The organism is Nocardioides sp. NPDC057577 (genome assembly GCF_042801335.1).
In the GTDB taxonomy this organism is placed as follows: Bacteria; Actinomycetota; Actinomycetes; order Propionibacteriales; family Nocardioidaceae; genus Nocardioides.
Genome location: NZ_JBHVGB010000078.1, coordinates 1 through 25,164, shown reverse-complemented (window position 1 = coordinate 25,164; position 25,164 = coordinate 1). Strand labels below are relative to the sequence as shown.

The window sequence follows — 25,164 nt, the reverse complement described above, 5'->3', positions numbered from 1 at the left end:
CCCCTGGGGTCGGCGGCCGTTTCGTTGCGATCTGCCTGCGACACTTCCCCCATGAGGCGTACGCATGTGGAGGCCGAGATCGCGACCCAGCCGCAGACGTGGCGGGAAGAACGGCAGTGACCCTCGCGACCACCGCCGCGCTCGTCAGCGCTGCCTATGAGGACGGCCGCGGCGTCGCCGCCTTCAACGCGATCAACCTGGAGACCGTCGCGGCGATCGCCGCCGGAGCCGAGACCGCGAACCGGCCGGTCATCGTCCAGATCAGCGAGAACGCGGTGCGCTACCTCGGAGGTCTGGCGCCGCTGGCCCACGCCGCGATCGCGATCGCATCGGCGTCCACCATGCCGATCTCGCTCCACCTGGACCACGCGACCGACGAGCGCCTGGTCGGGATCGCGGTCGATCTCGGCTTCTCGTCGGTGATGTACGACGCCTCCCAGCTCCCCTACGAGGACAACCTCACCCGCACCGCCGCCGTCGCTCGCCGCTGCCACGACCGGGGCGCCCACGTCGAGGCCGAGCTCGGCGAGGTCGGCGGCAAGGCGGGCGTCCACGCTCCAGGCGTACGCACCGACCCGGCCGAGGCGGCCGCGTTCGTCGCCAGCACCGGCGTCGACGCCCTCGCCGTCGCGGTCGGATCGAGCCACAAGATGACCACCCGCGACGCCACCCTGGACGAGGCGCTGATCGCCGAGATCCACCGCGCCGTCGACGTCCCGCTGGTCCTGCACGGCTCCTCCGGGGTGAGCGACGACGGGCTCCGGGCCGCCATCGCCGCCGGGATGACGAAGATCAACGTCGCCACCCAGCTCAACAAGGCCTTCACCGGCGCGGTCCGCGAAACCCTCGGGGCCGACACGAGCCTGGTCGACCAGCGCAACTATCTCGGCGCCGGCCGCGACGCGATGGCCGCCGAGGCCGCTCGGCTCCTCACCGTCATCTCAGGCTGACCGACCCACTGGTTTCCCCACTTTGGTGGAAGCGCTCCCACAATCACAGAATCGTTACCACCCGCCTACTTGACAGGGGCCTGTGAGCGCAATCACACTCTCCTTAATCCCGAGAGTGGAAGCGCTCTCACTCCCCACACAGACGTGCAGGAGCACTCCCGTGTCCAACAACTCCAAGCCCTGGCACCGCCGGCCCAGAACCGCCCTGGCCGCATGTGCCGTCGCCTCTCTCGTCCTCGGCCTGACGGCCTGCGGTGGCGGTGACGGCGACGAGCAGTCCTCTCTCGGTAAGGACGACACGCTCACCATCACCACGTTCAGCGAGTTCGGCTACGACGAGCAGATCGAGAAGTGGAACGCCGACCCCGAGCGCCCCTTCAAGATCAAGCAGACCAAGATCGCCGAGTGGGACACCTGGAAGGAGTCGATGACCAAGGCTCTCCAGGCCGGCACCGAGCTCCCCGACGTGATCGCGGTCGAGGGTGACGCCATGGCGGCGCTGGTCGCCGAGGGCGCGAACGAGCAGTTCGCCGACATCTCCGACCCCGAGCTCGACGGCCGTTGGGTCGAATACGCCTACAAGGCCGGCCAGACCACCGACGGCAAGCAGATCGGCTATCCGACCGACATCGGCCCCGAGGCGATGTGCTACCGCGCCGACCTCTTCGAGAAGGCCGGCCTCCCGAGCGACCCCGCCGACGCCGCAGCCCTCTTCGCGGACTGGGACACCTACTACAAGACCGGCGAGCAGTTCACCAAGAAGGTCCCCCAGACGAAGTGGTACGACGCCTCCGGCTCGGTCGCGCAGGCCATGCTCAACCAGGTCGAGTTCCCGTTCCAGACCGAGGACCAGAAGGTCAACGTCGAGAACGACGAGCTGAAGGCGGTCTACGACACGGTCACGAAGTACTCCCCGACCCTGTCCACCAAGGTCGTCCAGTGGGGCGAGGACTGGCAGGCGAACTTCACCAACGACGGCTTCGCGACGATGCCGTGCCCGGGCTGGATGTTCGCCAACATCAAGTCCTCCGCGCCGGACGTGACGGGCTGGAGGATCGCTGACGCCTTCCCGGGCGGCGGCGGCAACTGGGGCGGCTCGTTCCTCGCGGTCCCGGCGAGCGGCGCGCACACCGAGGAGGCCCAGGAGGTCGCCGACTACCTGACCAACGCCGAGTCGCAGGTCTCCGCGTCCAAGGCTGCCGGCAACTTCCCGGGCAACCTCGAGGCGCAGAAGACCCTCCAGGCCGAGAATGCCGAGGACCCCTACTTCGGCAACGCCAAGACCACCGAGATCCTGACCAACCGCGCCGCTGCGGTCACGCCGGGCGTCCCGTTCAAGGGTGACAAGTACTCCGACGTGCTCGGCCTGTTCCAGACCGCGATCCAGCGTGTCGACGAGGGCGAGGACCCCGAGACGTCCTGGACGACCTTCGTCGGCGCCGTGGGCAACCTCTGATCTGAAGATGCTCAAGACATCCCCTCAGGCGAGCCGCTCGCCGCAGGGCCCCTCGGCCCTGCGGCAGCGGCTCAGCCGCTGGGACGTGAAGTACGCGCCGTACCTCTTCGTCGCGCCGTTCTTCATCGTCTTCGCGGCGATCGGCCTCTACCCGCTGCTCTACACGGGCTACCTGTCCTTCTTCTCCTGGCCGCGCTTCGGCGGCTCCGTCGGTGACCCGGTCGGCTGGGCGAACTACGTCCACGTCATCACCGACCCGGTGTTCCACAAGGCCCTGGTCAACACGTTCGGGATCTTCGTGCTCTCCTCGGTGCCGCAGGTGATCATCGCGACGGTCATCGCGGCGCTCCTCGACACCAACCTGCGCGGACGCTCCTGGTGGCGGATGTCGGTCCTGCTGCCGTACGTCGTCGCCCCCGCCGCGGCCGCGCTCATCTGGAGCGCGATCTTCGCCGACAAGTCCGGGCTCGCCAACCAGCTGCTCGGCACGATCGGGATCGACCCGATCGGCTGGCACACCGACCGCTTCGCCAGCTGGACGGCGATCGCGACGATGGTCAACTGGCGCTGGACGGGCTACAACACGCTGATCATCCTGGCGGCGATGCAGGCGGTCCCCCGTGACCTCTACGAGTCCGCCTCCCTCGACGGGGCCGGCAGCGGACGCCAGTTCTGGAACATCACCCTGCCTTCGATCCGCCCGACGATGATCTTCGTGATCGTCACCTCGACGATGGGCGGTCTGCAGATCTTCACCGAGCCGCGGCTCTTCGACACCAACCTGCAGCACCAGGGCGGAGCTAACTACCAGTTCCAGACCCTGACGATGTACGTCTTCAACACCGCCAACAGCGCGACCGACCCCTATCCCCGGGCGGCCGCCGCGGCCTGGCTGCTGTTCCTGCTCATCGTCGGGGTCGCCCTGCTCAACTTCGTGATCACTCGCGCGATCCAGAACAGAGGTGCTGCCCGATGAGCGGCAAGATGCACAGCATCAACAAGCCGGGCTTCCTGGTCTACGCGCTGCTCGCCGCGTTCGTCATCGGCTCGGTCTTCCCCCTCTACTGGTCCTACGTCATGGGCACGGTCACCAAGGAGAGGACCCTCCAGTCGCCGCCCCCGCTGGTGCCCGGCGGCCACTTCATCGACAACGCCAAGCGGGTCTTCGACCAGATCGACTTCTGGTCGGCGCTCCTCAACTCGGTCGTCGTCTCGAGCATCGGCGCATTCTCGGTGGTGGCGTTCTCGACGCTGGCGGGCTACGCGTTCGCAAAGCTCCGCTTCAAGGGGTCCAACGTGCTGATGGCGTTCATCGTCATGACGCTGGCGGTCCCGACCCAGCTGGCCCTGGTGCCGATGCTGAAGCAGTTCAGCAACCTCGGCCTCGACGGCACCCTGACGGCGGTCACCCTGCCGTGGCTGGTGACCGCGTTCGGGGTGTTCTTCATGCGTCAGTACCTCGTCGACGCGATCCCCGACGAGCTGATCGACGCAGCCCGTGTCGACGGCTGCTCTCAGATCCGCATCGTCTGGACCGTTGCCGTCCCGGCAGCACGTCCGGCGATGGCGATCTTGGCACTGTTCACGTTCATGAGCGTCTGGACGGACTTCATGTGGCCCCTGCTGGTGCTGCAGAACTCCGACGTCCAGACCCTCCAGACCGCGCTCGACAAGCTCAAGATCGCACCCGGGCAGGGGCTGAGCGACCTCGCTCTGCTCCAGGCCGGGACCATCATGGCGACGATCCCGTTGCTGCTGTTGTTCATCGCCACCGGCCGCCACCTGGTGTCCGGCATCATGCAAGGAGCCGTCAAGGGATGACCCTCTCGACAAACCCCACCCGCGCCGAACGTACGTTCCCGAAGGACTTCCTCTGGGGCGCGGCGACCGCGTCCTACCAGATCGAGGGAGCCATCGACGAGGACGGACGTACGCCCAGCAACTGGGACACCTTCGCCAAGGTGCCGGGGGCGATCCTCAACGGCGACACCGGCGAGGTCGCGTGCGACCACTACCACCGGGTGCCCGAGGACGTCGCGCTGATGAAGCGCCTCAACCTGGCCTCGTACCGGTTCTCGACGGCGTGGCCGCGGATCCGTCCCGACGGCGGCAAGGTCAACCAGGCGGGGCTCGACTTCTACAGCCGTCTCGTCGACGAGCTGCTCGAGGCCGAGATCGCGCCGTGGATCACGCTCTACCACTGGGACCTGCCGCAGGCGCTGGAGGAGCAGGGCGGCTGGACCAGCCGTGACACCGCCTACCGGTTCGTGGAGTACTCCACGACCGTCTACGACGCGCTCTCCGACCGCGTCGACAACTGGACGACGCTGAACGAGCCCTGGTGCTCGGCGTTCCTCGGCTACTCCGGCGGCCAGCACGCGCCGGGTCGCCAGGAGGGCGTGGCCGGCATCGTCGCGGCCCACCACCTCATGCTCGGGCACGGCCTCGTCGTCAACGAGCTGCGCAGCCGCGGCGCGACGCCGGAGAACGGGAAGCACCTCGGCATCACCCTCAACCCGACGGTCGTCGACCCCTACGACGCCGACCGTCCCGAGGACGTCGACATGACCCGGCGGATCGACGGTCTGCACAACCGGGTGTTCCTCGACCCGCTGTTCCGGGGCAAGTACGCCGACGACCTGGCCGCGGACACCGAGGGCCTGACCTTCCAGGGCCGTCCGTGGCAGGACTGGGTGCTCGAGGGCGACCTGGAGGTCATCTCCGCGCCGCTCGACGTGCTCGGGGTCAACTTCTACTTCGGCAACGCCATCGCGGCGGAGCCGTTCGAGATCGACCCCGACCAGGTGCTGGGCAGCCGGCTCGTGCACTCCGACATGCCCCGCGGGAACCCCTACCCCGGTGCCGAGTTCGTCACCCCGCGCACGGGCCGCGCCACGACCGCCCGCGACTGGGAGATCGACCCGGTCTGGCTGACCCGGCTGCTGACCCGGCTCAGCGGTGAGTACGGAGCCCCGCCCATCTACATCACCGAGAACGGCGCCTACTATGACGACGTGGTCGAGGATGGGGCAGTGCACGACACCGCCCGACTCGACTACATCGACCAGCACCTGCGCGGGACGCTCGACGCGATCGAGCAGGGCGCGGACATCCAGGGCTACTTCGCCTGGTCGCTGCTCGACAACTTCGAGTGGAGCTACGGCTACGCCCACCGGTTCGGGATCGTGCACGTGGACTTCGAGACCCAGGTGCGTACGCCGAAGGACAGCGGCCTCTGGTTCGCCGATGTCGCCGCCAACAACCGGGTGCCGGCCCGGAAGGAATAGGCACTGTCGTGAACATGCCCACGCTCGACGAGGTCGCCCGGATGGCTGGTGTCAGCCGGGCGACCGCGTCGCGCGCGATCAACGGTGGCTCTCGGGTGTCCGCGAAGGCCGCCGAGGCCGTCGCCGAGGCCGTTCGCACGCTCGGCTACACCCCCAACCCGGCGGCGCGGTCGCTGGTGACCCGGCGTACCGACTCGGTCGCCATGGTCATCCCCGAGGCTGACGAGCGGGTCTTCGCCGACCCGTTCTTCGCCCGTACGCTGCGCATCGTCACCCGGGCCCTCTCGTCCCGCGACCTGCAGGTGGTCCTCCTGATCGCGCGTCCCGGTGAGGAGGAGGACCGGATGCTGCGCTACCTGCGCGGCGGTCACATCGACGGCGCCATCGTCGTCTCCTCGCACCGCAGCGACCTGCTCGCCGATCACGTCGCCGACCTCGGCCTGCCGGCAGCCTTCGTCGGCCGCCCGTGGACCGGCGCACACCGGGTCTCCTACGCCGACACCGACAACTTCGCCGGCGCGCGCGAGGTCACCCAGGTGCTCATCGACCGCGGCTGTCGCCGGATCGGCACCATCACCGGCCCCGCCGACATGAGTGCGGGCGCCGACCGGGTGGCCGGCTGGCGGGCCGCCCTGGACGCCGCCGGTCTCGCCGCCGACGCGGTCGTCGAGGGCGACTTCACCGAGGACGGCGGCGAGGCCGCCTGCGAGATCCTGCTGGGCAGCCATCCGGACATCGACGGCCTCATGGTCGCCTCCGACCTGATGGCCGCGGGTGCGCTCCGCACCCTCGAGCGAGCCGGCCGCCGCGTCCCCGACGACATCGCGGTCGTCGGCTACGACGACCTCGGCATCGCCGAGCGCACCACTCCCCCGCTCACCACGGTCAAGAACCCGATAGGCGACATGGCCGAGGAGGCCGCCCGGCTCCTGCTCGCGCAGCTCGACGGCACCACCACCATCCCGCGTCGGGTCGTCTTCGCGCCCGAGCTGGTGCGGCGTACGTCTGCCTGATCGGGTTCGGTCAGCCCTGGCCCACGATCCGGCCGCGTGCCTCCCCGAACCCGATCCGAGTGCCGTCGGCACCGGGCGCGGTGGCGAGGAGCACGATCTCGTCGCCGTCCTCCAGGAACGTACGCGGGGTGCCGTTGACCTCGACCGGCTCGGCGCCACCCCAGGTCAGCTCGATGAACGCGCCGCGCTGGTCGGTGTCCGGGCCGGAGATGGTCCCGGAGGCGAACAGGTCGCCGGTGCGGCTGGGAGCACCGTTGACGGTCTGGTGCGCGAGCATCTGCGCGGGTGACCAATACATGGCCGCGTACGGCGGCCGGGACACGACCTGCCCGTTCCAGACCACCTCGAGCTCGATGTCCAGCCCCCAGGGACGCTGCATCTGCAGGTAGGGCAGGACCGCGGGCTCCTGTGCGGGCGTCGGGACCTGTGCGGACTCCAGCGCGAGAAGCGGGACGACCCAGGCCGAGACGGTCGAGCCGAACGACTTGCCGAGGTTCGGGCCGAGCGGGACGTACTCCCAGGCCTGGATGTCACGCGCGGACCAGTCGTTGAACAGCACCACGCCGAAGATGTGTCGCTCGGCATCGCCGGCGGGGATGCTGGTCCCCATCGCGCTCCCGGTGCCGACGACGAAGCCCATCTCGGCTTCGATGTCGAGCCGGACGGAGGGGCCGAAGACCGGCACCTCGTCGTCGGGACCCTTCCGCTGACCGGACGGGCGGACGATGTCCGTGCCCGAGACCACGATGGACGACGACCGACCGTGGTAGCCGACGGGCAGGTGCTTCCAGTTCGGCATCAGGGGCTCGGCGACCTGGGGGCGGAAGAGCCGGCCGAGGTTGGCGGCGTGGTGCTCGGAGGCATAGAAGTCGACGTAGTCGGCGACCTCGAAGGGGAGGTGGAGCGTGACGTCCCGCAGGTCGTGCACGGCCTCGTCGGGCACGTCACCCTGGATCCGCTCGGTGATCGACGCGCGGACCTCGACCCAGCGCTCATAGCCCTGTGCCATGAACGGGTTGAGGTTGTCGGCGGCGAACACGTCGTCACCGAGGAGAAGGGCCAGGTCGACCACGTGCTCGCCCAGACGTACGCCGACCCGCGGGTCCTGGCCGGGAACGGAGTAGACCCCGTAGGGAAGGTTGGCCAGGCCGAAGAGCGAGCCGTCGGGGATGCTGATGGTGGTCACGCGAGATCCTTCTTGTATCGGGGGTCGAGCAGGCCGAGGTCGACCAGCTCGGTGATGGGTTCGTCGATGGAGCAGGTGCCGAAGGAGCAGAACGCATCCCGCACCGAGGGCTCGAGCGTCCGCACCTGCTCGGCGAGACGGCCTCCGTCACGCTCGGCGAGCAGCTTCGCGACCTCGGTGTCATCGGCACCGTCCTGCGCGCACCCGGTCGCCACCAGGACGTTGAGGAAGCCGTGCTGCTCGAACCCTGTCGCGGGATCCGTGTTGCGCACGGCGTGGTGGAGGCCGGCGGTGGCCTTGAACGGCACCCCGAGGGAGATCGCGGACCTGACCGCTGCGGCCAGCTCCGTCTCGTCGGGATAGAGGTCCGCCCGGACGCCGCCGGTGCGGAACTTCGCGCGATAAGGCGTGCCTGCTAGCGCTGCGAGGACGTCGGCGCGGCGACTGTCCCGGGGCACCTCGACATAGGTGGTCAGGTCGAGGTCGGCGTCGAGGCCGGCGGCGTCGAGCGCCGCAAGGGCCTCCGCGGCGGTGGTCCCGTCGGGAAGCGCCACCTCGAGTCCGACGAGGCGGACGGACCGGACGGCTCGGGCGGCGGCGATCGCCGGGACGAGCCCCTGCAGCGGGACCGTCAGGGTGAGGTCGACGGAGTGCCCGGGCCGATCTCCCAGGACGACCTCGAGCGCACCCAGGTCCTTGGCGGCCAGCACGAGCGGCCCGACCAGGTCGGCATGGACCGACCGCAGGTGACGTACGTGAGCGTCGACGGCCTGCTCGAGCGACGCGTTCCCCGGCGGGAACACCGCAGCGTCGTCGAGCAGCCCGGCCAGCATCCTCATCGGTTGCGCACCCAGGAGTAGGCGTACTGTCCGTCGTCGGTCGCGCGGCCGGCCTCGCCGAGCAGCAGCGGGCGGAAGGTGTCGACCATCACGGCGAGCTCGTCGAAGAACTCCGCGCCGATGCTGCGTTCGTACGCGCCCGGCTGCGGGCCGTGCGGGTGACCGCCAGGGTGCAGCGAGATCGACCCCTGGCCGATGCCCGATCCCTTGCGCGCCTCGTAGTCGCCGCCGCAGTAGAACATCACCTCGTCGGAGTCGACGTTGGAGTGGTAGTAGGGCACCGGGATCGCGAGCGGGTGGTAGTCGACCTTGCGCGGCACGAAGTTGCAGATCACGAAGTTGTTGCCCTCGAAGACCTGGTGCACGGGCGGCGGCTGGTGGATCCGGCCGGTGATCGGCTCGAAGTCCCTGATGTTGAAGACGTAGGGGTAGAGGCACCCGTCCCAGCCGACGACGTCGAACGGGTGGTGGGGCAGCACGTGGACGCTGCCGGCGATCCCGTCGGGCCCGCGATGCTTGATGTGGACCTCGACGTTCTCGCCCTCGACCACCTTCGGTCCCACGGGCAGCCGGAGGTCGCGCTCGCAATAGGGGGCATGCTCGAGCAGCTGACCGTGCTTCGACAGGTAGTTCCGGGCCGGCCCGATGTGGGAGTTGGCCTCGATCGCGTAGATGCGCAGCACACCGTCGGGAACGACCCGGTACGTCGTCGCGCGCGGGATGATCACGTAGTCGCCCTCCCCCACCTCGAGGTCGCCGAACACGGTCTCCACCCGTCCGGCACCCTCCTCGACGTAGAGGCACTCGTCGCCGAGCGCGTTGCGGTAGTAGGGGCTCACCGCGTCGGCCACGACATAGGACAGCCGTACGTCATCGTTGCCGAGCAGCAGTCGACGACCCGTCACGGCGTCGATGCCGGTCTCACCCTCCGCGAAGATCTTGTGCGTCGAGAGGTGCCGCGGGAGGAGCGGGTGGTTGGGCACGAGCGACTGGTCGTTCAGCTCCCACGTGCGGTACTCGCTCACGGCCGACGGGATGTTCCGGTGGTACAGCAGCGACGAGTCCGAGGAGAAGCCCTCCTCCCCCATGAGCTCCTCGAAGTAGAGGTTCCCGGCCTCGTCGCGGTGCTGGGTGTGCCGCTTCGGGGGGACGGCGCCGGCGGAGTGGTAGTACGGCATGAGTGCTCCTTGTGCGTTGAACGCACATTTATGTGCGCTCTAAGCGCAAAAGTAGGACGATGGCCCGCGCCCCGTCAAGAGCGGGCCGACTCAGCCCAGGCCGAGCTCGGCCAGGCTCCGAGCGGCAGCGCCCACCAGCGGGCCGACCTCGGTCGGGTCGATGTCGTCCATCGTGACGATGCCGACGGACGCCCGAAGCGACCCGGGAGCCTCGAAGCCGACGGCGATCCCGACCGCGCCGCGCTGCAGCTCGCCCGCGGTGTGGCTGTAGCCGAGCTCGCACGCCTCCCGAACCGCCGCGGAGTCACCCGGCTGCGGCCCGGCGAGCGCGAGGATCGCGATCCCGCTCGCACCCTTGTCCAGCGGGTAGCGCTGCCCGATCCGATAGCCGACCCGCACGGGCCCCTGACCGACCTTCGGGTCGGCCTCGAGCACCGGGACGCACTCGTCCTCGCCGTGCGCGAGGGTCAGGAACGCCGGGGCGCCGACCGCGTCGGCGAGATCCTGCAACGCAGGCTCTGCCGCCTGGATCAGCTGGGACGAGAAGCGGCCCGCCAGCGCGATCACGCCGGCACCGAGACGCAGGCGCTTGTTGCGCCCCTGCGTGACGAGGGCACGCGCCTCCAGCGTGGCGACGACGCGATAGGCGATCGCGCGGTCGACGCCGAGATGAGCGGCGACGTCGGCCACCGTGACGCCGGCCGGGTTCTGGGAGACGAAGGCAAGCGCCGCCAGCCCACGGTCCAAGCCCTGAAGCGTGGCCATCATCATCCTCCCGATGCGGGTCGCGGACGGGGACACAGCAGCCCCCAGCCGCAGACTAGAGCACGTCTCCACGCGCATCCATCGCCACCGGCCACGTCGCCGAGCGCGGCCACCGATCCGCCGGCAGGTGTTGCGCCCATCACACATTGGTGGTTATGGTGACGCATAATTGAACGCTTCGTTCGTTATTTGAACGTCCGAGAGGCAGTAATGAGTCATTCCGTCACCGCAGGCAGTCCGACCGAGACCAGCCGTCCCACCCAGTCCACCGCCAAGGTGATCCGGGCGGCCGTGCTCGGCACCGTGGTCGAGTACTACGACTTCGCGATCTACGGCTACATGGCGACGATGATCGCCAGCCACTTCTTCATCGAGAGCGACCCCACCACCGCGCTGCTGAACACGTTCGCCGCCTTCGCGGTCGCGTTCTTCCTGCGCGTCCCCGGCGGGATCTTCTTCGGGCACATCGGCGACAAGTACGGCCGCAAGCGCTCCCTGACCTACACGATCCTGCTGATGGCGATCGCCACGGCCGGGATCGGGATCCTGCCGACGTACGCCACGCTGGGCGTGTGGGCGACGGCGGTCCTGGTCCTCTGCCGCTGCCTGCAGGGCTTCGCGGCGGGCGGCGAGCTCAGTGGCGCCAACGCGTTCGTCGCGGAGAACGCCCCGGCCAGGCACCGCGCCTTCCAGACCTCGTTCGTGAACACCGGCACCTATCTGGGGTCCCTGCTGGCCGCGCTCGTCGCCCTCGGCGTCAACACGGCCTTCAGCGAGGAGACCATCAGCGAGTGGGCCTGGCGCGTGCCGTTCCTGATCAGCCTGGTGATCGGCCTGATCGGCCTCTACATCCGCAGCCAGCTCCACGAGACCGACCAGTTCGAGGCCGTCCAGGAGTCCGAGGACATCGAGCAGTCGGCGTACCCCATCACCGACGTGCTCCGGCACGCCTGGCGCCAGGTCCTCCTCGTGGTCGGGCTCGGCGCGCTCATCGTCGGCGGCTACTACATCTGCTCCGTCTACGCGGCCAGCTACCTGCAGACCGAAGGCGGTCACTCCGCGGACGTCGCCTTCACCTCCACGTGCATCGCGATGGTCGCCGCCGTCATCAGCCTGCCGATCGCCGGCTACCTCGGCGACAGGTTCGGACGACGACCGGTCTTCTTCACCAGCTCCGGTCTGGTGGTCGTCCTGACCATCCCGGCCTTCCTGCTGATGCGGGACGGTTCGGTCGGGGCCGCGATCGCGGCCCAGGCGACCCTCGCCTTCGTGATCGGCTGCAACAACGGCGTCTCGTTCTCGACGTACGCCGAGATCTTCCGGGCGCGCTACCGCTACAGCGGCATCGCGCTGGCCAACAACTTCACCAACATGACCCTGGGCGGGACGGCCCCCTTCATCGCGACGCTCCTGATCAGCCTGACCGGCAACAACCTCGCGCCGGCCGGCTTCCTGCTGTTCACCGCCGTGCTGTCCTTCGTCGCCACGTTCTTCCTCCCCGAGACCCGCGGCAAGGAGCTCGAGCTGTGACCGATCGTGACTTCGCGGGCCGATCCGTCTTCGTCACCGGTGCCGCCGGCGGCCTGGGCCGCGCCTACAGCCTCGCGCTGGCGGCACGCGGCGCACACGTGTGGGTCGCCGACCTGGACGAGGACGGCGCTCGAGGTCTGGCCCAAGAGGTCGCGGCCGCCGGCGGCTCGGCGCGGGCGGCCGCCCTCGACGTCGCCGACCCGGAGTCGTGGGCCCGGGCCGCGCGCGAGGTCGAGCAGGAAGGCCCCCTGCACGGCCTCGTGAACAACGCCGGCGTGAGCCTGCGTCTGGGCATCGAGGAGACCAGCGTCGAGCAGTGGGACCAGGTGATGGCGATCAACCTGTCCAGCGTCTTCTACGGGATGAAGTTCCTCGCCCCGGCCCTGACCAGCGCGAACGGCGCCTCGGTCGTCAACGTCTCCTCCATCGCCGGGATGGTCGGCTACTTCTCCGCGACGTACGGCACCAGCAAGTGGGGTGTGCGGGGACTGTCGAAGGTCGGCGCCCTGGAGTTCGCCGAGCGCAAGGTGCGGGTCAACTCGGTCCACCCCGGGCTGACCGGCACTCCGCTGCTTCATCAGGCACCCGACAGCAGCTTCGTGGACGCGAGCCTCCGGGCCGTGCCGGAGGGGCGGCTCGCATCGCCGGACGAGATCGCCGCCGTGGTGTGCTTCCTGCTCTCCGACGCGTCGTCCTACGTCAACGGGGCCGAGCTGGTCGCCGACGGCGGACTGACGTCCGGTGGGCTCTACCACCGGATCCTCGCCGACCTGGGGGCCGAGTGATGAGCCCCGAGCTCGAGGTCTTCGTCGAGGTCCAGCACTTCTACGGACGGCAGTCCCTGGCGATCGACCGGGGCGAGGCCGCCGACTGGGCCGCGATGTTCACCGCGGACGGAGTCTTCGACTCCCCCACCTACCCCGATCCGGTCGTCGGTACGTCGGCCCTGGAGGAGTTCGCCCGGACGGTGCATCGGGGCAACCCGCATCTGCATCACATCGTGACGAACGTGGCGCTCGACGACGTCACCGACGACGCGGTCCTCGTGCGAGCGAACCTGCTCATCGTCGCCACCCACGACATCACCACGGGTGAGGCGCGCATCGAGCGCATCACCACCATCACCGATCGGTTCCGGCGTCTGCCGGAGCTGCGGCTTCACCACCGTCTGGTCGTCCGCGACGGCCAGCCGGACCCACTCAAGAAGGAGCTACCCACCCATGACTGACGAACGTGCCACCTCGAATCCCGGCCGCGTCGACTTCTCCCCGCTGCCGGCCCTCAACCCCGAGCTCGGCGGACGTACCGTCGTCGTCACCGGGGCGGGCCGAGGGATGGGCGCTCTCTTCGTCGAGGAGCTCGCCCGCCGCGGCGTGAACGCCGTCGGAGGCGATCTCGACGGCGACGCGATGGCTGCGGTCGCGGACAAGATCAACGCCAACCTGTCAGGCGTCCCCGACGCGGGCCGTGTCGTCGGGATCGGCGCCGACGTGACCGACCCCGCCGCTCACGACGCGATGGCGGCCAAGGCTCTCGAGGAGTTCGGCCGGCTGGACATGTGGGTCAACAACGCCGGGGTCTTCCCACAGGCCGAGTTCACCGACATCTCCCCCGACCAGCTCGCCCTGACCTACGGCGTCAACCTCAACGGAGTCGTCTACGGCGGCCAGACCGCCGCACGTCACTTCCGCACCGTCGGCGGCGGCGTGATCGTCAACATGGGCTCGGTCGCGGCTGTGCGTGCTCGGGTCACCCGTGCGACGTACAACTCCTCCAAGGCCGCGGTGAAGCACCTGACGACCTGCATGTCCGTCGAGCTCGGCCCGGATAACATCCGGGTCAACTCGATCGCTCCCGGCTTCATCGACACCGAGATGACCCGCTGGGTCCAGGAGGACCCGGTAGCGCTCGACCGCGCGCTCAGCACCGTCCCGCTGCGCCGCCTGGGCGCCCCGATCGAGGTCTTCAGCGCTCTCTACTTCCTGCTCTCCGACAGCGCCCGCTACATCACCGGGACCAACATCCCGGTGGACGGTGGCTCGCAGCATGTCTGAGCCGTACGACTACGACCTGATCGTCGTCGGCGCCGGTGGTGCCGGGCTGGCCGCGGCCATCTCGGCCGCCCAGGACGGGGCCAGGGTCCTGCTGCTCGAGTCGGAGGCCGAGGTCGGCGGGTCGACCCAGCTCTCCGCGGGCCTGCTCACCGCGGCCGGCACGGGCGTCCAGGAAGCCCTCGGCATCGAGGACTCCCCCGCGCGGATGTTCCAGCACTACATGGACCTCAACCAGTGGCGCGTCCTTCCGGGCCCGGTCCGGATGTTCTGCGAGGAGTCGAGCACGATCGTCGACTGGGTCACCGATCTCGGCGTCGAGATCCCCGCTCAGATCTCCCACAGCGCGCACATGCCGGGTCTGTCCCGCGCGGGCGTCGAGGACGTCTGGCGCGGCCACGTACCGAAGGACCAGGGCTACGGGCTGGTGCAGGCGCTCGAGAAGGCGCGCGCCCGGCTGGGTGTCGACCTGGCGCTCGGCAGCCGGGTCGACGACATCCTCGTCCGGGACGGCGAGGTGGCCGGCGTGGTCATCGAGGACACCGAGATCACCGCACCGAGCGTCGTGGTCGCTTCCGGCGGGCTCGCCGCCAACCCCGGTCTCGTGGAGAGGTACTTCCCCGAGACCTCGGTCGCCGGCGACGCCCTCTTCGTGGTCGCCGCTCCTGGCTCCCGTGGAGACCACATCGGCATCGCCGAGCGCCACGGTCTGTCCCTGTTCGGCGACGGTTGGGGCCTGCTGCTGGTCACCGCCGAGTTCCAGCGCTACCACCACTGGCAGAGCGGGTTCCCGCCGCCGTCCCGCATCCACGTCAACACCGACGGTCGCCGGTGCATGGACGAGGACGCTCCGTACGCAGTCAGCCCGGGGATCCTCAAGGACCACGGCGGCTGGGTCTGGTCGGTCTTCGACGAACGAGCCCGGACCGCCCTGCCGGAGGGGTACGCCGACTGGGCACCCGACCGCATCACCGAGGAGGTCGACAAGGGCGTGGTCCGGCGGGCCGAGACCCTGGACGAGCTCGCCGGCCTGATCGGGGTTCCGGCCGAGAACCTGACCGCGAGCGTCGAGCGGTTCAACGAGCTGTTCCAGGACGGTTGCGACGAGGACTTCCTCCGGCACGAGACCCTGGCCGGGAAGGGTGCCGACGCACATCTGGACCCGATCGGGTCCGGCCCGTTCTACGCCGTCCGGATGCTGCCGGCAGAGCTGGTCTGCACCCACACCGGACTCCAGATCGACGCCCACACCCGGGTGGTCAGGACGGACGGCCGCGCCGTACCAGGACTGTTCGCGGCCGGCGAGGCCGCGGGCGGCATCCTCGGCGAGCGCTACGTCGGCGGCGGCAACTCGGTCGCCCATGCGCTGGTGCTCGGCCGGGTGGCCGGGCGCAACGGCGCCCGACGCGCAGCGGAGATCACACAGAGGCAGATGGAGGGCGCAGAGGCATGAGTCGCATCGAGGAACGGTTCGAGATCCAGGACGTGCTGTTCCGGTACGCGCGCGCCGTCGACCGGCTGGACTACGACGCCATCGCGGCGTGCTACTTCGACGACGCGATCGACGTCCACGGTGGCTACACCGGGAACGCGGCCGGGCTGGTCGAGGACATCCGGCAGCGCCATCGGACGATCGACTCGTCCCAGCACTTCATCAGCAACGTGCTGATCGACTTCGTCGACGACGACACGGCCAAGGTCGAGTCGTACTGTCTGTGCTTCCTGCGCCAGAAGCCGGCGCCGGGGGCGACCGAACAGGATCTCGCGGTGATCCGCTGCCGCTACGTGGACCGGTTCGAACGTCGCGACGGCCGGTGGGCCGTCGCCGACCGTGTCGTGGTCTTCGACGAGTCGCGCACCGTGTCGATGGTGGACCAGCTCGATCCCGCCTGGGTCGGCTCCCAGCGTGACATGAGCGATCCCGTCTACTCCTGACCGAGGCACGACCCCGGATCGGATCCCGGGTCTCGAGGCACATCGCCCGAGGCCCGGGATCCTGGCCGTTCTCAGCGTCCGTGCACGAGCAGCAGCGACCTGAGCTCCTCGGCCGCCTTGACCACGAGCGGGGCCGCACGATCCGCCGCATTCCGGTCCACGAGCGAGATCCCGAGACACGCCTCCGGCATCTTGGCCGGGGTGGGCACCGGCACGGACACACCCGCGACTCCAGGGATTATCTGCTCGAACGACAGCGCGTACCCCAGGCGTCGGGCCTCGCGCACCTCCTCGGAGTCGTCCTCGCTCGGCGGCCGGCCGGCGAGGATCGCGATCCCGCCCGAGCCGCGGTCGATCTGGTGACGATGCCCGGTCCGGAACGAGAGATGGACCGCGGCGTTGCGCGGCTCCACGACGGCGATCGCCTGGACCTCGTTGTCGCTGACCGGGACCATGATGTGCGCGGTCCCACCGGTCGCGTCCGCCAGTTCGGCCAGCACCGGGTAGGCGATGCGGTGCAGGTCGCTGTCGACGTGCGAGGCGAGCTGCACGAGCCCGTAGGACAGGTGGAAGCACTTGTTCTCGTCGCGGCGGACGATGTCGTGGGCTCGGTAGGTCTCCATCAGCCGATGCAGGGCCGTGCGGTTCATCCCCAGGTCCCGGCTCAACGACGCGAGGGTGACCCCCAGGGGATGCTCGGCCAGGTACCACAGCACCCGCAGACCACGATCGATCGTTTGCGCACCGGCCGGCGGCGCGGAATCAAGCATCTGAAGACGACCCTTCTCAAATGTGCGTTATATGAACATCCTACCCACCTCGAGTGCGAGGCCGGCACCGATATCCGACTCATCCGCCCCGCATATCGGAGTGCGGACTCCTCCCGGGCCTTACGTCCCGCATCCTGTTAGCGTCGTGAGGCGATGCCACATCGCAATTCGAATGGCAGCGTGCCCCGCCCGGAGTCGGCCACCCGAGTCGACTTCCGCTCACCGAACCTCGAGGACGGTCAGCATCTGTGGCGGATGGCACGGGAATCTCGGGTACTCGACGTCAACACCTCGTACGCCTACCTGCTGTGGGCGCGCGACTTCGCGGCGACATCGATCGTCGCGACCGTCGATGACGATCCAGGAGGATTCGTCATCGGCTACCGCCGTCCGGACGAGCCAGAGACCCTGATGATCTGGCAGGTCGCCGTCGACGAGCGGCACCGCGGCCAGGGCCTGGCCCGCCGCATGCTCGACGAGCTCGTCGACAGCCTCTCCGCCGAGCCGGCAGTACGCCGCCTGGAGACGACCATCACCGCGGACAACAGCGCCTCCATCGCGCTGTTCACCTCGTTCGCGAACGCACGCAGCGCCCCGATCGAGCGCACGCCGCTCTTCGAGGCCGCGATGTTTCCCGACGGGCACGACCCGGAGCTGTTGTTCCGCATCGGCCCGTTCACGACCGCACGACCCGACGGGAACGCCCCCTCGGGATCGACGATACACGGAGGTGTCATGTCCATGACGACGACCACCGAACCTGCCACCGCGATCTTCGACTCGTTGGAGTCGCAGGTCCGCAGCTACTGCCGCAGCTGGCCGGCCGTGATGACCCACTCCCAAGGCTCCACCCTGACCAGCGAGGACGGGCGTGAGTTCCTGGACTTCTTCGCCGGGGCCGGCGCGCTCAACTACGGGCACAACAACCCCGCATTGCTGGATCCGCTGCTCGACTACCTGCGCGAGGGCCGCATCGTGCACTCGCTGGACATGCACACCAGCGCCAAACGGGACTTCCTGCAAGCCTTCTCCGACCTGATCCTCGAGCCGCGCAATCTCGACTACAAGGTGATGTTCCCTGGTCCGACCGGGACCAACTCGGTCGAGGCCGCGCTCAAGCTGGCCCGCAAGGCGACCGGGCGCCAGCACGTGCTGTCCTTCACCAACGCGTTCCACGGGATGACGCTCGGCTCGCTGTCGGTGACCGGCAACTCGATGAAGCGCAGAGGCGCGGGCATCCCGCTGACCAACAGCTCGAAGATCCCGTACGACGACTACTTCAACGGTGCCGTCGACGACTTCATGTGGCTGGAGCGGGTGCTCCAGGACAGCGGCTCCGGCGTCGACAAGCCCGCCGCGATCATCGTGGAGTCCGTCCAGGGCGAGGGCGGCCTCAACGCCGCCCGGCTGGAGTGGCTCAAGGCGCTCTCGGACCTGTGCCGCGAGTACGACATCATCTTGATCGTCGACGACGTGCAGGCCGGCTGCGGGCGTACCGGCACCTTCTTCAGCTTCGAGGAGGCCGGGTTCACCCCCGACATCGTCTGCCTGTCGAAGTCGATCTCCGGCTTCGGCCTGCCGATGGCACTGACCCTGATCCGGCCCGAGCTGGACCAGTTCGAGCCCGGCGAGCACAACGGCACCTTCCGCGGCCACAACCTCGCCTTCGTCACCGCCCGGGTGGCGTTGGAGACCTACTGGGCCGACGAGTCCTTCCAGAACGAGGTCCAGGCGAAGGCCGCCGAGCTGCGCGCGGGGCTGACGGAGATCACCGAGCGGTACGAGGGTGCGACCGTCCGCGGTCGCGGGCTCCTGACCGGCATCGCCTTCCCGGACGTCAGCGCGGCCGGGAAGATCGCAACCGCGGCCTACGAGTGCGGCCTGCTGGTCGAGACCTCCGGGCCCGAGGACGAGGTGCTCAAGACGATGCCGCCGCTGACCATCAGCTCCGAGGAGCTCGCCCGCGGTCTCGCCGTCCTCCAGGAGGCCACCGCGTCCGTCCTCGGCAGCGCTGCCTGACCCCCGACTCGAAACGGAGAGAACATGCGCGTCACCTATCTGGAAGACCTCGACGACACCGACCGAGACGTACGTGTCGAGTCCGAGCATGGGACCTGGCGAAGCCGCCGGATCGTCCTGGCCCGCGAGGGCGTCGGCTTCTCCTTCCACGAGACCAACATCCCCGCCGGGACGACGAACGAGTTCTGGTACGCCAACCACATCGAGTGCGTCTACTGCGTCGGCGGTGAGGGCGAGCTCCTCGACCGCGAGACGGGAGAGACGTACGAGATCCGCGACGGGATGTGCTACCTGCTCGACAAGCACGACAAGCACACCGTCACCGCCACGACCGATCTGCGTCTGATCTGCACCTTCAACCCACCGGTCACCGGCCGCGAGGTGCACGACGACGACGGCGTCTATCCGCTTCTCACCGAGACCACGGAGGTCACTGCATGACCGCTGCAATCGAGCACGTCGAGGACGTGTACCCCACCCGCCTCGAGGAGGGCTTCAGCACGCTCCCCCGCCAGGACAGGGTCGTCTGGGGCACCGCGGCCGACGGGCCGATGGACCAGCAGACGCTCGACTCCTACGACGAGCGCGGCTACCTGACCGTCCCCGACCTCATCACGCCCGAGGAGGTCGCGGAGCTGCGCTCCGAGCTGCACCGGCTCAGCAACGATCCCGAGACCCGTGCCGACCAGCGCACCATCATCGAACCCGCCTCGCAGGAGGTGCGCTCGATCTTCGAGGTGCACCGGACCAGCGACATCGTCGCCCGGCTGGCGGCCGACCCACGCGTGGTCGGTCGGGCCCGGCAGGTCCTGGGCTCGGACGTCTACATCCACCAGAGCCGGATCAACCTCAAACCCGGCTTCGGCGGCGGTGACTTCTCCTGGCACTCCGACTTCGAGACCTGGCACGCCGAGGACGGCCTGCCCCGGATGCGGACCGTCAGCATCTCGATCTCGCTGACCGACAACTACTCCTTCAACGGGCCGCTGATGATCATGCCCGGCACGCACCGGACGTACGTCTCGTGCGGTGGCGCCACTCCCGAGGACAACTACAGGTCCTCGCTGGTGATGCAGGGCGCCGGCACCCCCGATCAGGAGACGGTCACGAAGATGGCGGACACCTACGGGATCGACGTGCTGGCCGGGGCTGCCGGAAGCGCGGTCATGTTCGACTGCAACTGCATGCACGGGTCCAACGGCAACATCACGCCGTACCCCCGCTCGAACGTCTTCCTGGTGTTCAACAGCGTGGAGAACACCGCGGTCGAGCCGTTCTCGGCGCCGAGGCCGCGGCCCACGTTCATCGGGGCGCGGGACTTCGCTCCGGTGGGCTGACCCCTCGGCCGGTCGCCCCTTCGCGCCCGAGCGGGTGCGGCGTACGTCTGCCTGATCTTTGCCTACCCCTAGGCTGAGCGCATGACACGTACCCGCGCCTTCTCGGGCGCCCTGACCGGCGCGGCTCTGCTCGTGCTGTCGCTCGCCCTGACGGCGTGCGGCGGCTCGGGCGAGGACTACGTGCAGGAGAAGACCGTCGAGCGGATCGCGACCGAGCAGCTCACCAACGCCATCGGCGTCACCCCCGAGGGTCTCGACTGCCCCGGCGACCTCGAGGGCAAGATCGGCACCGAGATGACCTGCGTCCTCACCTCCGAGGGCGAGAAGTACGACGCGATCATCACCGTCGACGACGTCGAGGGCAGCAGGGTCCACTTCAAGATCGACGTGCCGCCCAACGCCGCGGAGTAGTCCCGCAGAGTCCCCGGACCAGATAGCCTGTTGAGTCGTGTCCCCTCATGCGAGGCCCTTCTTCGACCATGTCGCGCGCGTGTGCGACGGAACTCCCTACAAGGCGACCGAGACCGCACGCGGCTTCGACGTGGAGCTCGACCTGGCCGACGAGCGCTGGCATGCCACCTTGACGGCCACCAAGCTCCACTGGGTCTTCACCTACCACGTCTCGATGCCGACCCGCTCCTCCTACGCGATCATCGAGGACACCCGCAGCCTCGTCTGGTTCGGCGACGTGCCCCACACGCAGAGGACCGGCGTACGCCGCATCGAGGCCGATGACGAGCAGACCGACCAGGGCGTATGGCACGTGCACGACCCCGAGTCCGTCCCCGACTTGGACCAGTACCGTTTCGATGCCGAGGAGGGCCGCACGCTGATCACCAGCGTCGCCCGGCTCTATGCGCTGCAGCAGCGCGGCGCACGGCACGAGGGCGCGGGCTTCTCCGTCGCGGTCGGCCTGGTCGTGACGCTCTCGGTGATCGCGACCGTCATCGGCCTCGCCGTGATTCTCAACCTGCTCGGGACGTTCGGCGCGCCGTCGTGATCATGTAGTAAAGCCATCTGTGTGATGCTGGCCCGCATGGATCCGATCCGCGAGGCGAAACGGCAGTGGATCGCGCACGGCTGGGCCGACGCTGCCGACGGGATGGCGTTGGTGACCTCGCTCGTGCGCGTGCACCAGCTCGTGATGGAGCGCGTCGACTCCGCGCTGCGCCCCCACGACCTCTCCTTCGCCCGCTACGAGGTGCTCCGCCTGCTCTCCTTCACCCAGGACGGCCAGCTCCCGATGGCCAAGCTCGGCTCCCGCCTCCAGGTCCACCCCGCCTCGGTGACCAGCGCCGTCGCCCGGCTGGAGAAGCAGGGCTTCGTACGCCGCAGCCGCTCGGCAGCAGACGGGCGGGTGGTCCTCGCCGCCATCTCCGACGCCGGCCGGGAGGCGGTCGAGGCGGCCACGATCTCGCTCAACAGCGAGGTCTTCGAGAAGCCCGGCATCGAGGACGTACCCGGTCTGACCGGGCTGCTCACCCAGGTCCGCGCGGCCTCGGGGGACGCCGTCGGCTGAGACATCGACGTCGCGTACTGGCAAGTACGCGGGGGACGACCTATGCTGGAATTACTTGGACGTCCAACTATTCCCTGGGAGACCGCCCATGTCCGACCTCCACATCCCCCAGCACCACGTGCGGATCGTGACCGCGAGCAGCCTGTTCGACGGTCACGACGCGGCGATCAACATCATGCGCCGGATCTTCCAGGCCCAGGGGTGCGAGGTGATCCACCTCGGTCACAACCGCTCGGTGACCGAGATCGCCGACGCGGCCCTGCAGGAGGACGCCCACTGCGTCGCGGTCTCGTCCTACCAGGGCGGGCACGTGGAGTTCTTCGAGTATCTGGTCCGCGCGCTCAAGGAGCGTGGCGCCGGGCACGTCAAGGTCGTCGGCGGCGGCGGCGGGGTCATCGTTCCTTACGAGATCGAGCGGCTGGCCAACTCCGGCGTCAAGATCTTCTCCCCGGAGGACGGCCAGCGGCTGGGGCTGCCGGGGATGATCAACTCGGTCGTACGCGACGTCGACCGCGACCTGTGGCCCACCTTCGACTTCGCCGCCGAGGACGTGCTCGGCGGTTGCCCCCTCTCCTTCACGCGGTCCATCACCGCGGCCGAGCAGGGGCGGCTGCCGGCCGAGATCGCGGACCCGCTGCGTGAGGCCGATCGGGCGGTCGTCCTGGGCATCACCGGCACCGGCGGCTCCGGCAAGTCCTCGCTCACCGACGAGCTGGTCCGGCGGTTGCGCACCGACCAGGAGGACAAGATCCGGATCGGCATCCTCGCCATCGACCCGTCTCGGCGCCGCGGCGGCGGCGCGCTGCTGGGCGACCGGATCCGGATGAACTCGCTCGCGCCCATCACCGACGGCGGCCCCTCCTCGACGTTCTACCGCTCCCTCGCCACTCGCGGCGGCCACGAGGTGCCCGAGCACTTCGCCGACGTGCTCGCCGTGATGAAGTCCGCCGTCGACCTCGTCATCGTCGAGACCCCCGGCATCGGCCAGGGCGACACCGGGATCAGCGACTTCGTCGACGTCTCGCTCTATGTCATGACTCCTGAGTTCGGCGCCGCGAGCCAGCTGGAGAAGATCGACATGCTCGACTTCGCCGACGTGGTGGCGATCAACAAGTTCGAGCGCCGCGGAGCCGAGGACGCGCTGCGCGACGTGTCGCGCCAGCTCGTCCGCAACCGGGAGGCGTTCACCTCCTCCCCCGACGACATGCCGGTCTTCGGCACCTCGGCCGCCGCCTTCGACGACGACGGCGTCACCGCGCTCTACCAGCACCTGCGCGGGCTCCTCGCCGAGGCCGGGCTGGCGGTCGGTGAGGGTGTCCTCCCGCGCGTCGAGACCCGCCACTCCACGGGCCTGCACCCGATCATCCCCGAGAAGCGGGTCCGCTACCTGGCCGAGATCGCCGGCGACGTACGCGACTACCACGCGCACACCGTCGAGCTCGTCACCGCGGCGCGCAAGGAGCAGGCCTACGAGATCGTCGCCCAGGACCACCCCGAGCTCGAGTCCCCCGCCTCCGAGATCCCCGATGACCTGCGGAAACAGCTCTCCTCGTGGGAGGAGACCAGGGACACGTACGCCGCCGACGAGAGCGGCCGCACGTCGCTGGCGGGCAACTACATCCCGCGGGTGGCGACCCCTCGCTACACCGACCGCGGTGAGCTGACCCGGTTCCTGCGCAACGAGAACCTGCCCGGGTTCTTCCCGTTCACCGCGGGGGTCTTCCCCTACAAGCGGGCCGACGAGGACCCGGCGCGGATGTTCGCCGGCGAGGGCGACCCGTTCCGCACCAACCGCCGCTTCAAACTGCTCTCCGAGGGCCAGCCCGCGACCCGGCTCTCGACCGCTTTCGACTCGGTGACGCTCTACGGCCGTGACCCCGACGTACGCCCCGACATCTACGGCAAGGTCGGCACCTCCGGCGTCTCGGTGGCGACGCTGGACGACATGAAGGCGCTCTACGACGGCTTCGACCTGCTGGCCCCGACGACCTCGGTGTCGATGACGATCAACGGACCGGCTCCGACGATCCTGGCCTTCTTCCTCAACACCGTGATCGACCAGGCGCGCGAGCGCGGGATCGACCCGGCGAAGGCGCTGCAGACGGTCCGCGGCACGGTGCAGGCCGACATCCTCAAGGAGGACCAGGGCCAGAACACCTGCCTGTTCTCCACGGAGTTCTCGCTGCGCTGCATGGCCGACATCCAGGAGTGGTTCATCGAGCAGGGAGTGCGCAACTTCTACTCGGTCTCGATCTCCGGCTATCACATCGCCGAGGCCGGGGCGAACCCCATCTCCCAGCTCGCCTTCACGCTGGCCAACGGGTTCACCTACGTCGAGTCCTACCTCGCCCGCGGGATGTCGATCGACGACTTCGCGCCCAACCTGTCCTTCTTCTTCTCCAACGGCATGGACCCGGAGTACTCGGTCATCGGCCGGGTTGCCCGCCGGATCTGGGCGGTCGCGATGCGGGACCGCTACGGCGCCTCGGAGCGCTCGCAGAAGCTGAAGTACCACATCCAGACGAGCGGGCGGTCCCTGCACGCGCAGGAGATGGACTTCAACGACATCCGCACGACGCTGCAGGCGCTGATCGCGATCTATGACAACGCCCAGTCGCTGCACACCAACGCCTTCGACGAGGCCGTCACGACCCCGTCCGAGGAGTCGGTGCGGCGCGCGCTGGCGATCCAGCTGATCATCAACCGGGAGTGGGGCCTGGCCTTCAACGAGAACCCGCTCCAGGGCTCCTTCATCATCGACGAGCTCACCGACCTCGTCGAGGAGGCCGTGCTCAAGGAGTTCGACCGGATCTCGGAGCGCGGCGGCGTGCTCGGGGCGATGGAGACCGGCTACCAGCGCGGCAAGATCCAGGACGAGTCGATGCTCTACGAGCACCGCAAGCACGACGGCACCCTGCCGATCGTCGGCGTCAACACCTTCGTACGCTCCACCGACGGCGAGCCGGCCGGCCCCGTCGAGCTCGCCCGCGCGACCGAGACCGAGAAGAAGTCCCAGCTCGACCGCGTCCACGCCTACCAGGCGGCCCACGCGACCGAGGCGGAGGCCGCGATCGTACGCCTCAAGGAGGCCGCCACCTCCGACGGCAACGTCTTCGCCGCGCTCATGGACGCGGCCCGGGTCTGCTCGCTCGGGCAGGTCACCGAGGCGTTCTTCGAGGTGGGTGGACAGTACCGGCGCAACGTGTGACCACCCCCGCTGGTCGAGCCGGGCGGAGCGCCAGCGGAGCCCGTGTCGAGACCAACACAGTCGCTTACCGTGTTGGTCTCGACACGCCTCCGCCTAGCGGCTCCGGCGGCTCGCCCAGCGG

The 25,164-nt window shown here is 69.1% G+C and carries 24 protein-coding genes; 19 read left to right on the top strand and 5 right to left on the bottom strand.

Translation table 11 applies throughout. The features are described 5' to 3' along the window. Window positions 1-116 precede the first annotated feature (116 nt). The 6 genes from ACFU7D_RS16455 to ACFU7D_RS16430 all read left to right on the top strand — a co-directional run bounded on the left by ACFU7D_RS16455 (window position 117) and on the right by ACFU7D_RS16430 (window position 6,706). Entirely contained in the window at window positions 117-950 is an 834-nt protein-coding gene (locus ACFU7D_RS16455) for a ketose-bisphosphate aldolase (protein WP_378868844.1), read from the top strand. Between the two features lie 160 nt (window positions 951-1,110). Next, entirely contained in the window at window positions 1,111-2,406 is a 1,296-nt protein-coding gene (locus ACFU7D_RS16450) for an extracellular solute-binding protein (RefSeq protein WP_378729419.1), read from the top strand. A 7-nt stretch (window positions 2,407-2,413) separates the two neighbouring features. Further along, window positions 2,414-3,382: a carbohydrate ABC transporter permease gene (locus ACFU7D_RS16445; RefSeq protein ID WP_378729418.1), complete on the top strand. Its 969-nt coding sequence runs from the start codon at window positions 2,414-2,416 to the stop codon at window positions 3,380-3,382. Then, window positions 3,379-4,227, top strand: coding sequence for a carbohydrate ABC transporter permease (locus ACFU7D_RS16440; protein ID WP_378868836.1), 849 nt, complete (start codon window positions 3,379-3,381; stop codon window positions 4,225-4,227). Before ACFU7D_RS16445 ends, ACFU7D_RS16440 begins: the two co-directional genes overlap by 4 nt. After that, window positions 4,224-5,693 (top strand): glycoside hydrolase family 1 protein, encoded by a 1,470-nt coding sequence (locus tag ACFU7D_RS16435; protein WP_378868834.1) that lies wholly within the window; start codon window positions 4,224-4,226, stop codon window positions 5,691-5,693. Before ACFU7D_RS16440 ends, ACFU7D_RS16435 begins: the two co-directional genes overlap by 4 nt. Before the next feature lie 14 nt (window positions 5,694-5,707). Then, the gene (locus tag ACFU7D_RS16430) at window positions 5,708-6,706 is read left to right on the top strand and encodes a LacI family DNA-binding transcriptional regulator (protein ID WP_378729415.1); all 999 of its coding nucleotides are present in this window, start codon (window positions 5,708-5,710) and stop codon (window positions 6,704-6,706) included. Between the two features lie 10 nt (window positions 6,707-6,716). On the opposite strand, the gene fahA is transcribed toward ACFU7D_RS16430, so the two are convergent. The 4 genes from fahA to ACFU7D_RS16410 form a co-directional block, all read right to left on the bottom strand. Next, a complete protein-coding gene (fahA, locus tag ACFU7D_RS16425; protein WP_378868831.1) occupies window positions 6,717-7,892 on the bottom strand; it encodes a fumarylacetoacetase in 1,176 nt (391 codons plus the stop codon). Then, complete coding sequence (locus tag ACFU7D_RS16420) at window positions 7,889-8,731, bottom strand: hypothetical protein (RefSeq protein WP_378868829.1); 843 nt, start codon at window positions 8,729-8,731, stop codon at window positions 7,889-7,891. The genes fahA and ACFU7D_RS16420 overlap by 4 nt, the downstream gene beginning before the upstream one ends. Then, window positions 8,728-9,909, bottom strand: a complete 1,182-nt coding sequence (locus ACFU7D_RS16415) for a homogentisate 1,2-dioxygenase (protein ID WP_378868827.1) — start codon at window positions 9,907-9,909, stop codon at window positions 8,728-8,730. Before ACFU7D_RS16415 ends, ACFU7D_RS16420 begins: the two co-directional genes overlap by 4 nt. Before the next feature lie 90 nt (window positions 9,910-9,999). Further along, the gene (locus ACFU7D_RS16410) at window positions 10,000-10,674 is read right to left on the bottom strand and encodes an IclR family transcriptional regulator (protein ID WP_378868824.1); all 675 of its coding nucleotides are present in this window, start codon (window positions 10,672-10,674) and stop codon (window positions 10,000-10,002) included. Between the two features lie 210 nt (window positions 10,675-10,884). Between ACFU7D_RS16410 and ACFU7D_RS16405 the strand changes: the two genes are divergently transcribed. From ACFU7D_RS16405 to ACFU7D_RS16380, 6 genes are read left to right on the top strand one after another with little or no spacing between them, the layout of a single operon-like run. Next, window positions 10,885-12,204, top strand: coding sequence for an MFS transporter (locus ACFU7D_RS16405; RefSeq protein WP_378868822.1), 1,320 nt, complete (start codon window positions 10,885-10,887; stop codon window positions 12,202-12,204). Then, window positions 12,201-12,989, top strand: coding sequence for an SDR family NAD(P)-dependent oxidoreductase (locus ACFU7D_RS16400; RefSeq protein ID WP_378868820.1), 789 nt, complete (start codon window positions 12,201-12,203; stop codon window positions 12,987-12,989). Before ACFU7D_RS16405 ends, ACFU7D_RS16400 begins: the two co-directional genes overlap by 4 nt. Beyond that, window positions 12,989-13,432: a nuclear transport factor 2 family protein gene (locus ACFU7D_RS16395; RefSeq protein WP_378868818.1), complete on the top strand. Its 444-nt coding sequence runs from the start codon at window positions 12,989-12,991 to the stop codon at window positions 13,430-13,432. Before ACFU7D_RS16400 ends, ACFU7D_RS16395 begins: the two co-directional genes overlap by 1 nt. Continuing rightward, complete coding sequence (locus tag ACFU7D_RS16390; protein WP_378729407.1) at window positions 13,425-14,258, top strand: SDR family NAD(P)-dependent oxidoreductase; 834 nt, start codon at window positions 13,425-13,427, stop codon at window positions 14,256-14,258. Before ACFU7D_RS16395 ends, ACFU7D_RS16390 begins: the two co-directional genes overlap by 8 nt. After that, the gene (locus ACFU7D_RS16385; protein ID WP_378868815.1) at window positions 14,251-15,708 is read left to right on the top strand and encodes an FAD-dependent oxidoreductase; all 1,458 of its coding nucleotides are present in this window, start codon (window positions 14,251-14,253) and stop codon (window positions 15,706-15,708) included. The genes ACFU7D_RS16390 and ACFU7D_RS16385 overlap by 8 nt, the downstream gene beginning before the upstream one ends. Continuing rightward, entirely contained in the window at window positions 15,705-16,190 is a 486-nt protein-coding gene (locus ACFU7D_RS16380) for a nuclear transport factor 2 family protein (RefSeq protein WP_378868813.1), read from the top strand. The genes ACFU7D_RS16385 and ACFU7D_RS16380 overlap by 4 nt, the downstream gene beginning before the upstream one ends. Window positions 16,191-16,261: 71 nt before the next feature. Here ACFU7D_RS16380 and ACFU7D_RS16375 read toward each other — a convergent pair whose 3' ends face one another. After that, entirely contained in the window at window positions 16,262-16,960 is a 699-nt protein-coding gene (locus ACFU7D_RS16375; protein WP_378729404.1) for an IclR family transcriptional regulator, read from the bottom strand. A gap of 180 nt (window positions 16,961-17,140) precedes the next feature. Here ACFU7D_RS16375 and ectB point away from each other — a divergent pair, with 180 nt between their 5' ends. From ectB to icmF, 7 genes are all read left to right on the top strand, one after another. Continuing rightward, entirely contained in the window at window positions 17,141-18,979 is a 1,839-nt protein-coding gene (ectB, locus tag ACFU7D_RS16370) for a diaminobutyrate--2-oxoglutarate transaminase (RefSeq protein WP_378868810.1), read from the top strand. A 24-nt stretch (window positions 18,980-19,003) separates the two neighbouring features. Next, window positions 19,004-19,420, top strand: coding sequence for an ectoine synthase (locus ACFU7D_RS16365; RefSeq protein ID WP_378729402.1), 417 nt, complete (start codon window positions 19,004-19,006; stop codon window positions 19,418-19,420). After that, window positions 19,417-20,316: an ectoine hydroxylase gene (gene thpD / locus ACFU7D_RS16360; protein ID WP_378868808.1), complete on the top strand. Its 900-nt coding sequence runs from the start codon at window positions 19,417-19,419 to the stop codon at window positions 20,314-20,316. The genes ACFU7D_RS16365 and thpD overlap by 4 nt, the downstream gene beginning before the upstream one ends. 81 nt (window positions 20,317-20,397) lie before the next feature. Further along, window positions 20,398-20,727, top strand: coding sequence for a DUF4333 domain-containing protein (locus ACFU7D_RS16355; protein ID WP_378868806.1), 330 nt, complete (start codon window positions 20,398-20,400; stop codon window positions 20,725-20,727). 37 nt (window positions 20,728-20,764) lie between these two features. After that, window positions 20,765-21,316 carry a hypothetical protein gene (locus ACFU7D_RS16350; protein WP_378729399.1) on the top strand — a complete coding sequence of 184 codons (552 nt, stop codon included), beginning with the start codon at window positions 20,765-20,767 and terminating at the stop codon, window positions 21,314-21,316. A gap of 36 nt (window positions 21,317-21,352) precedes the next feature. Then, window positions 21,353-21,835, top strand: a complete 483-nt coding sequence (locus ACFU7D_RS16345; RefSeq protein ID WP_378729398.1) for a MarR family winged helix-turn-helix transcriptional regulator — start codon at window positions 21,353-21,355, stop codon at window positions 21,833-21,835. Window positions 21,836-21,923: 88 nt separating this feature from the next. Continuing rightward, a complete protein-coding gene (gene icmF, locus ACFU7D_RS16340; RefSeq protein ID WP_378868803.1) occupies window positions 21,924-25,043 on the top strand; it encodes a fused isobutyryl-CoA mutase/GTPase IcmF in 3,120 nt (1,039 codons plus the stop codon). Window positions 25,044-25,164: the final 121 nt, after the last annotated feature.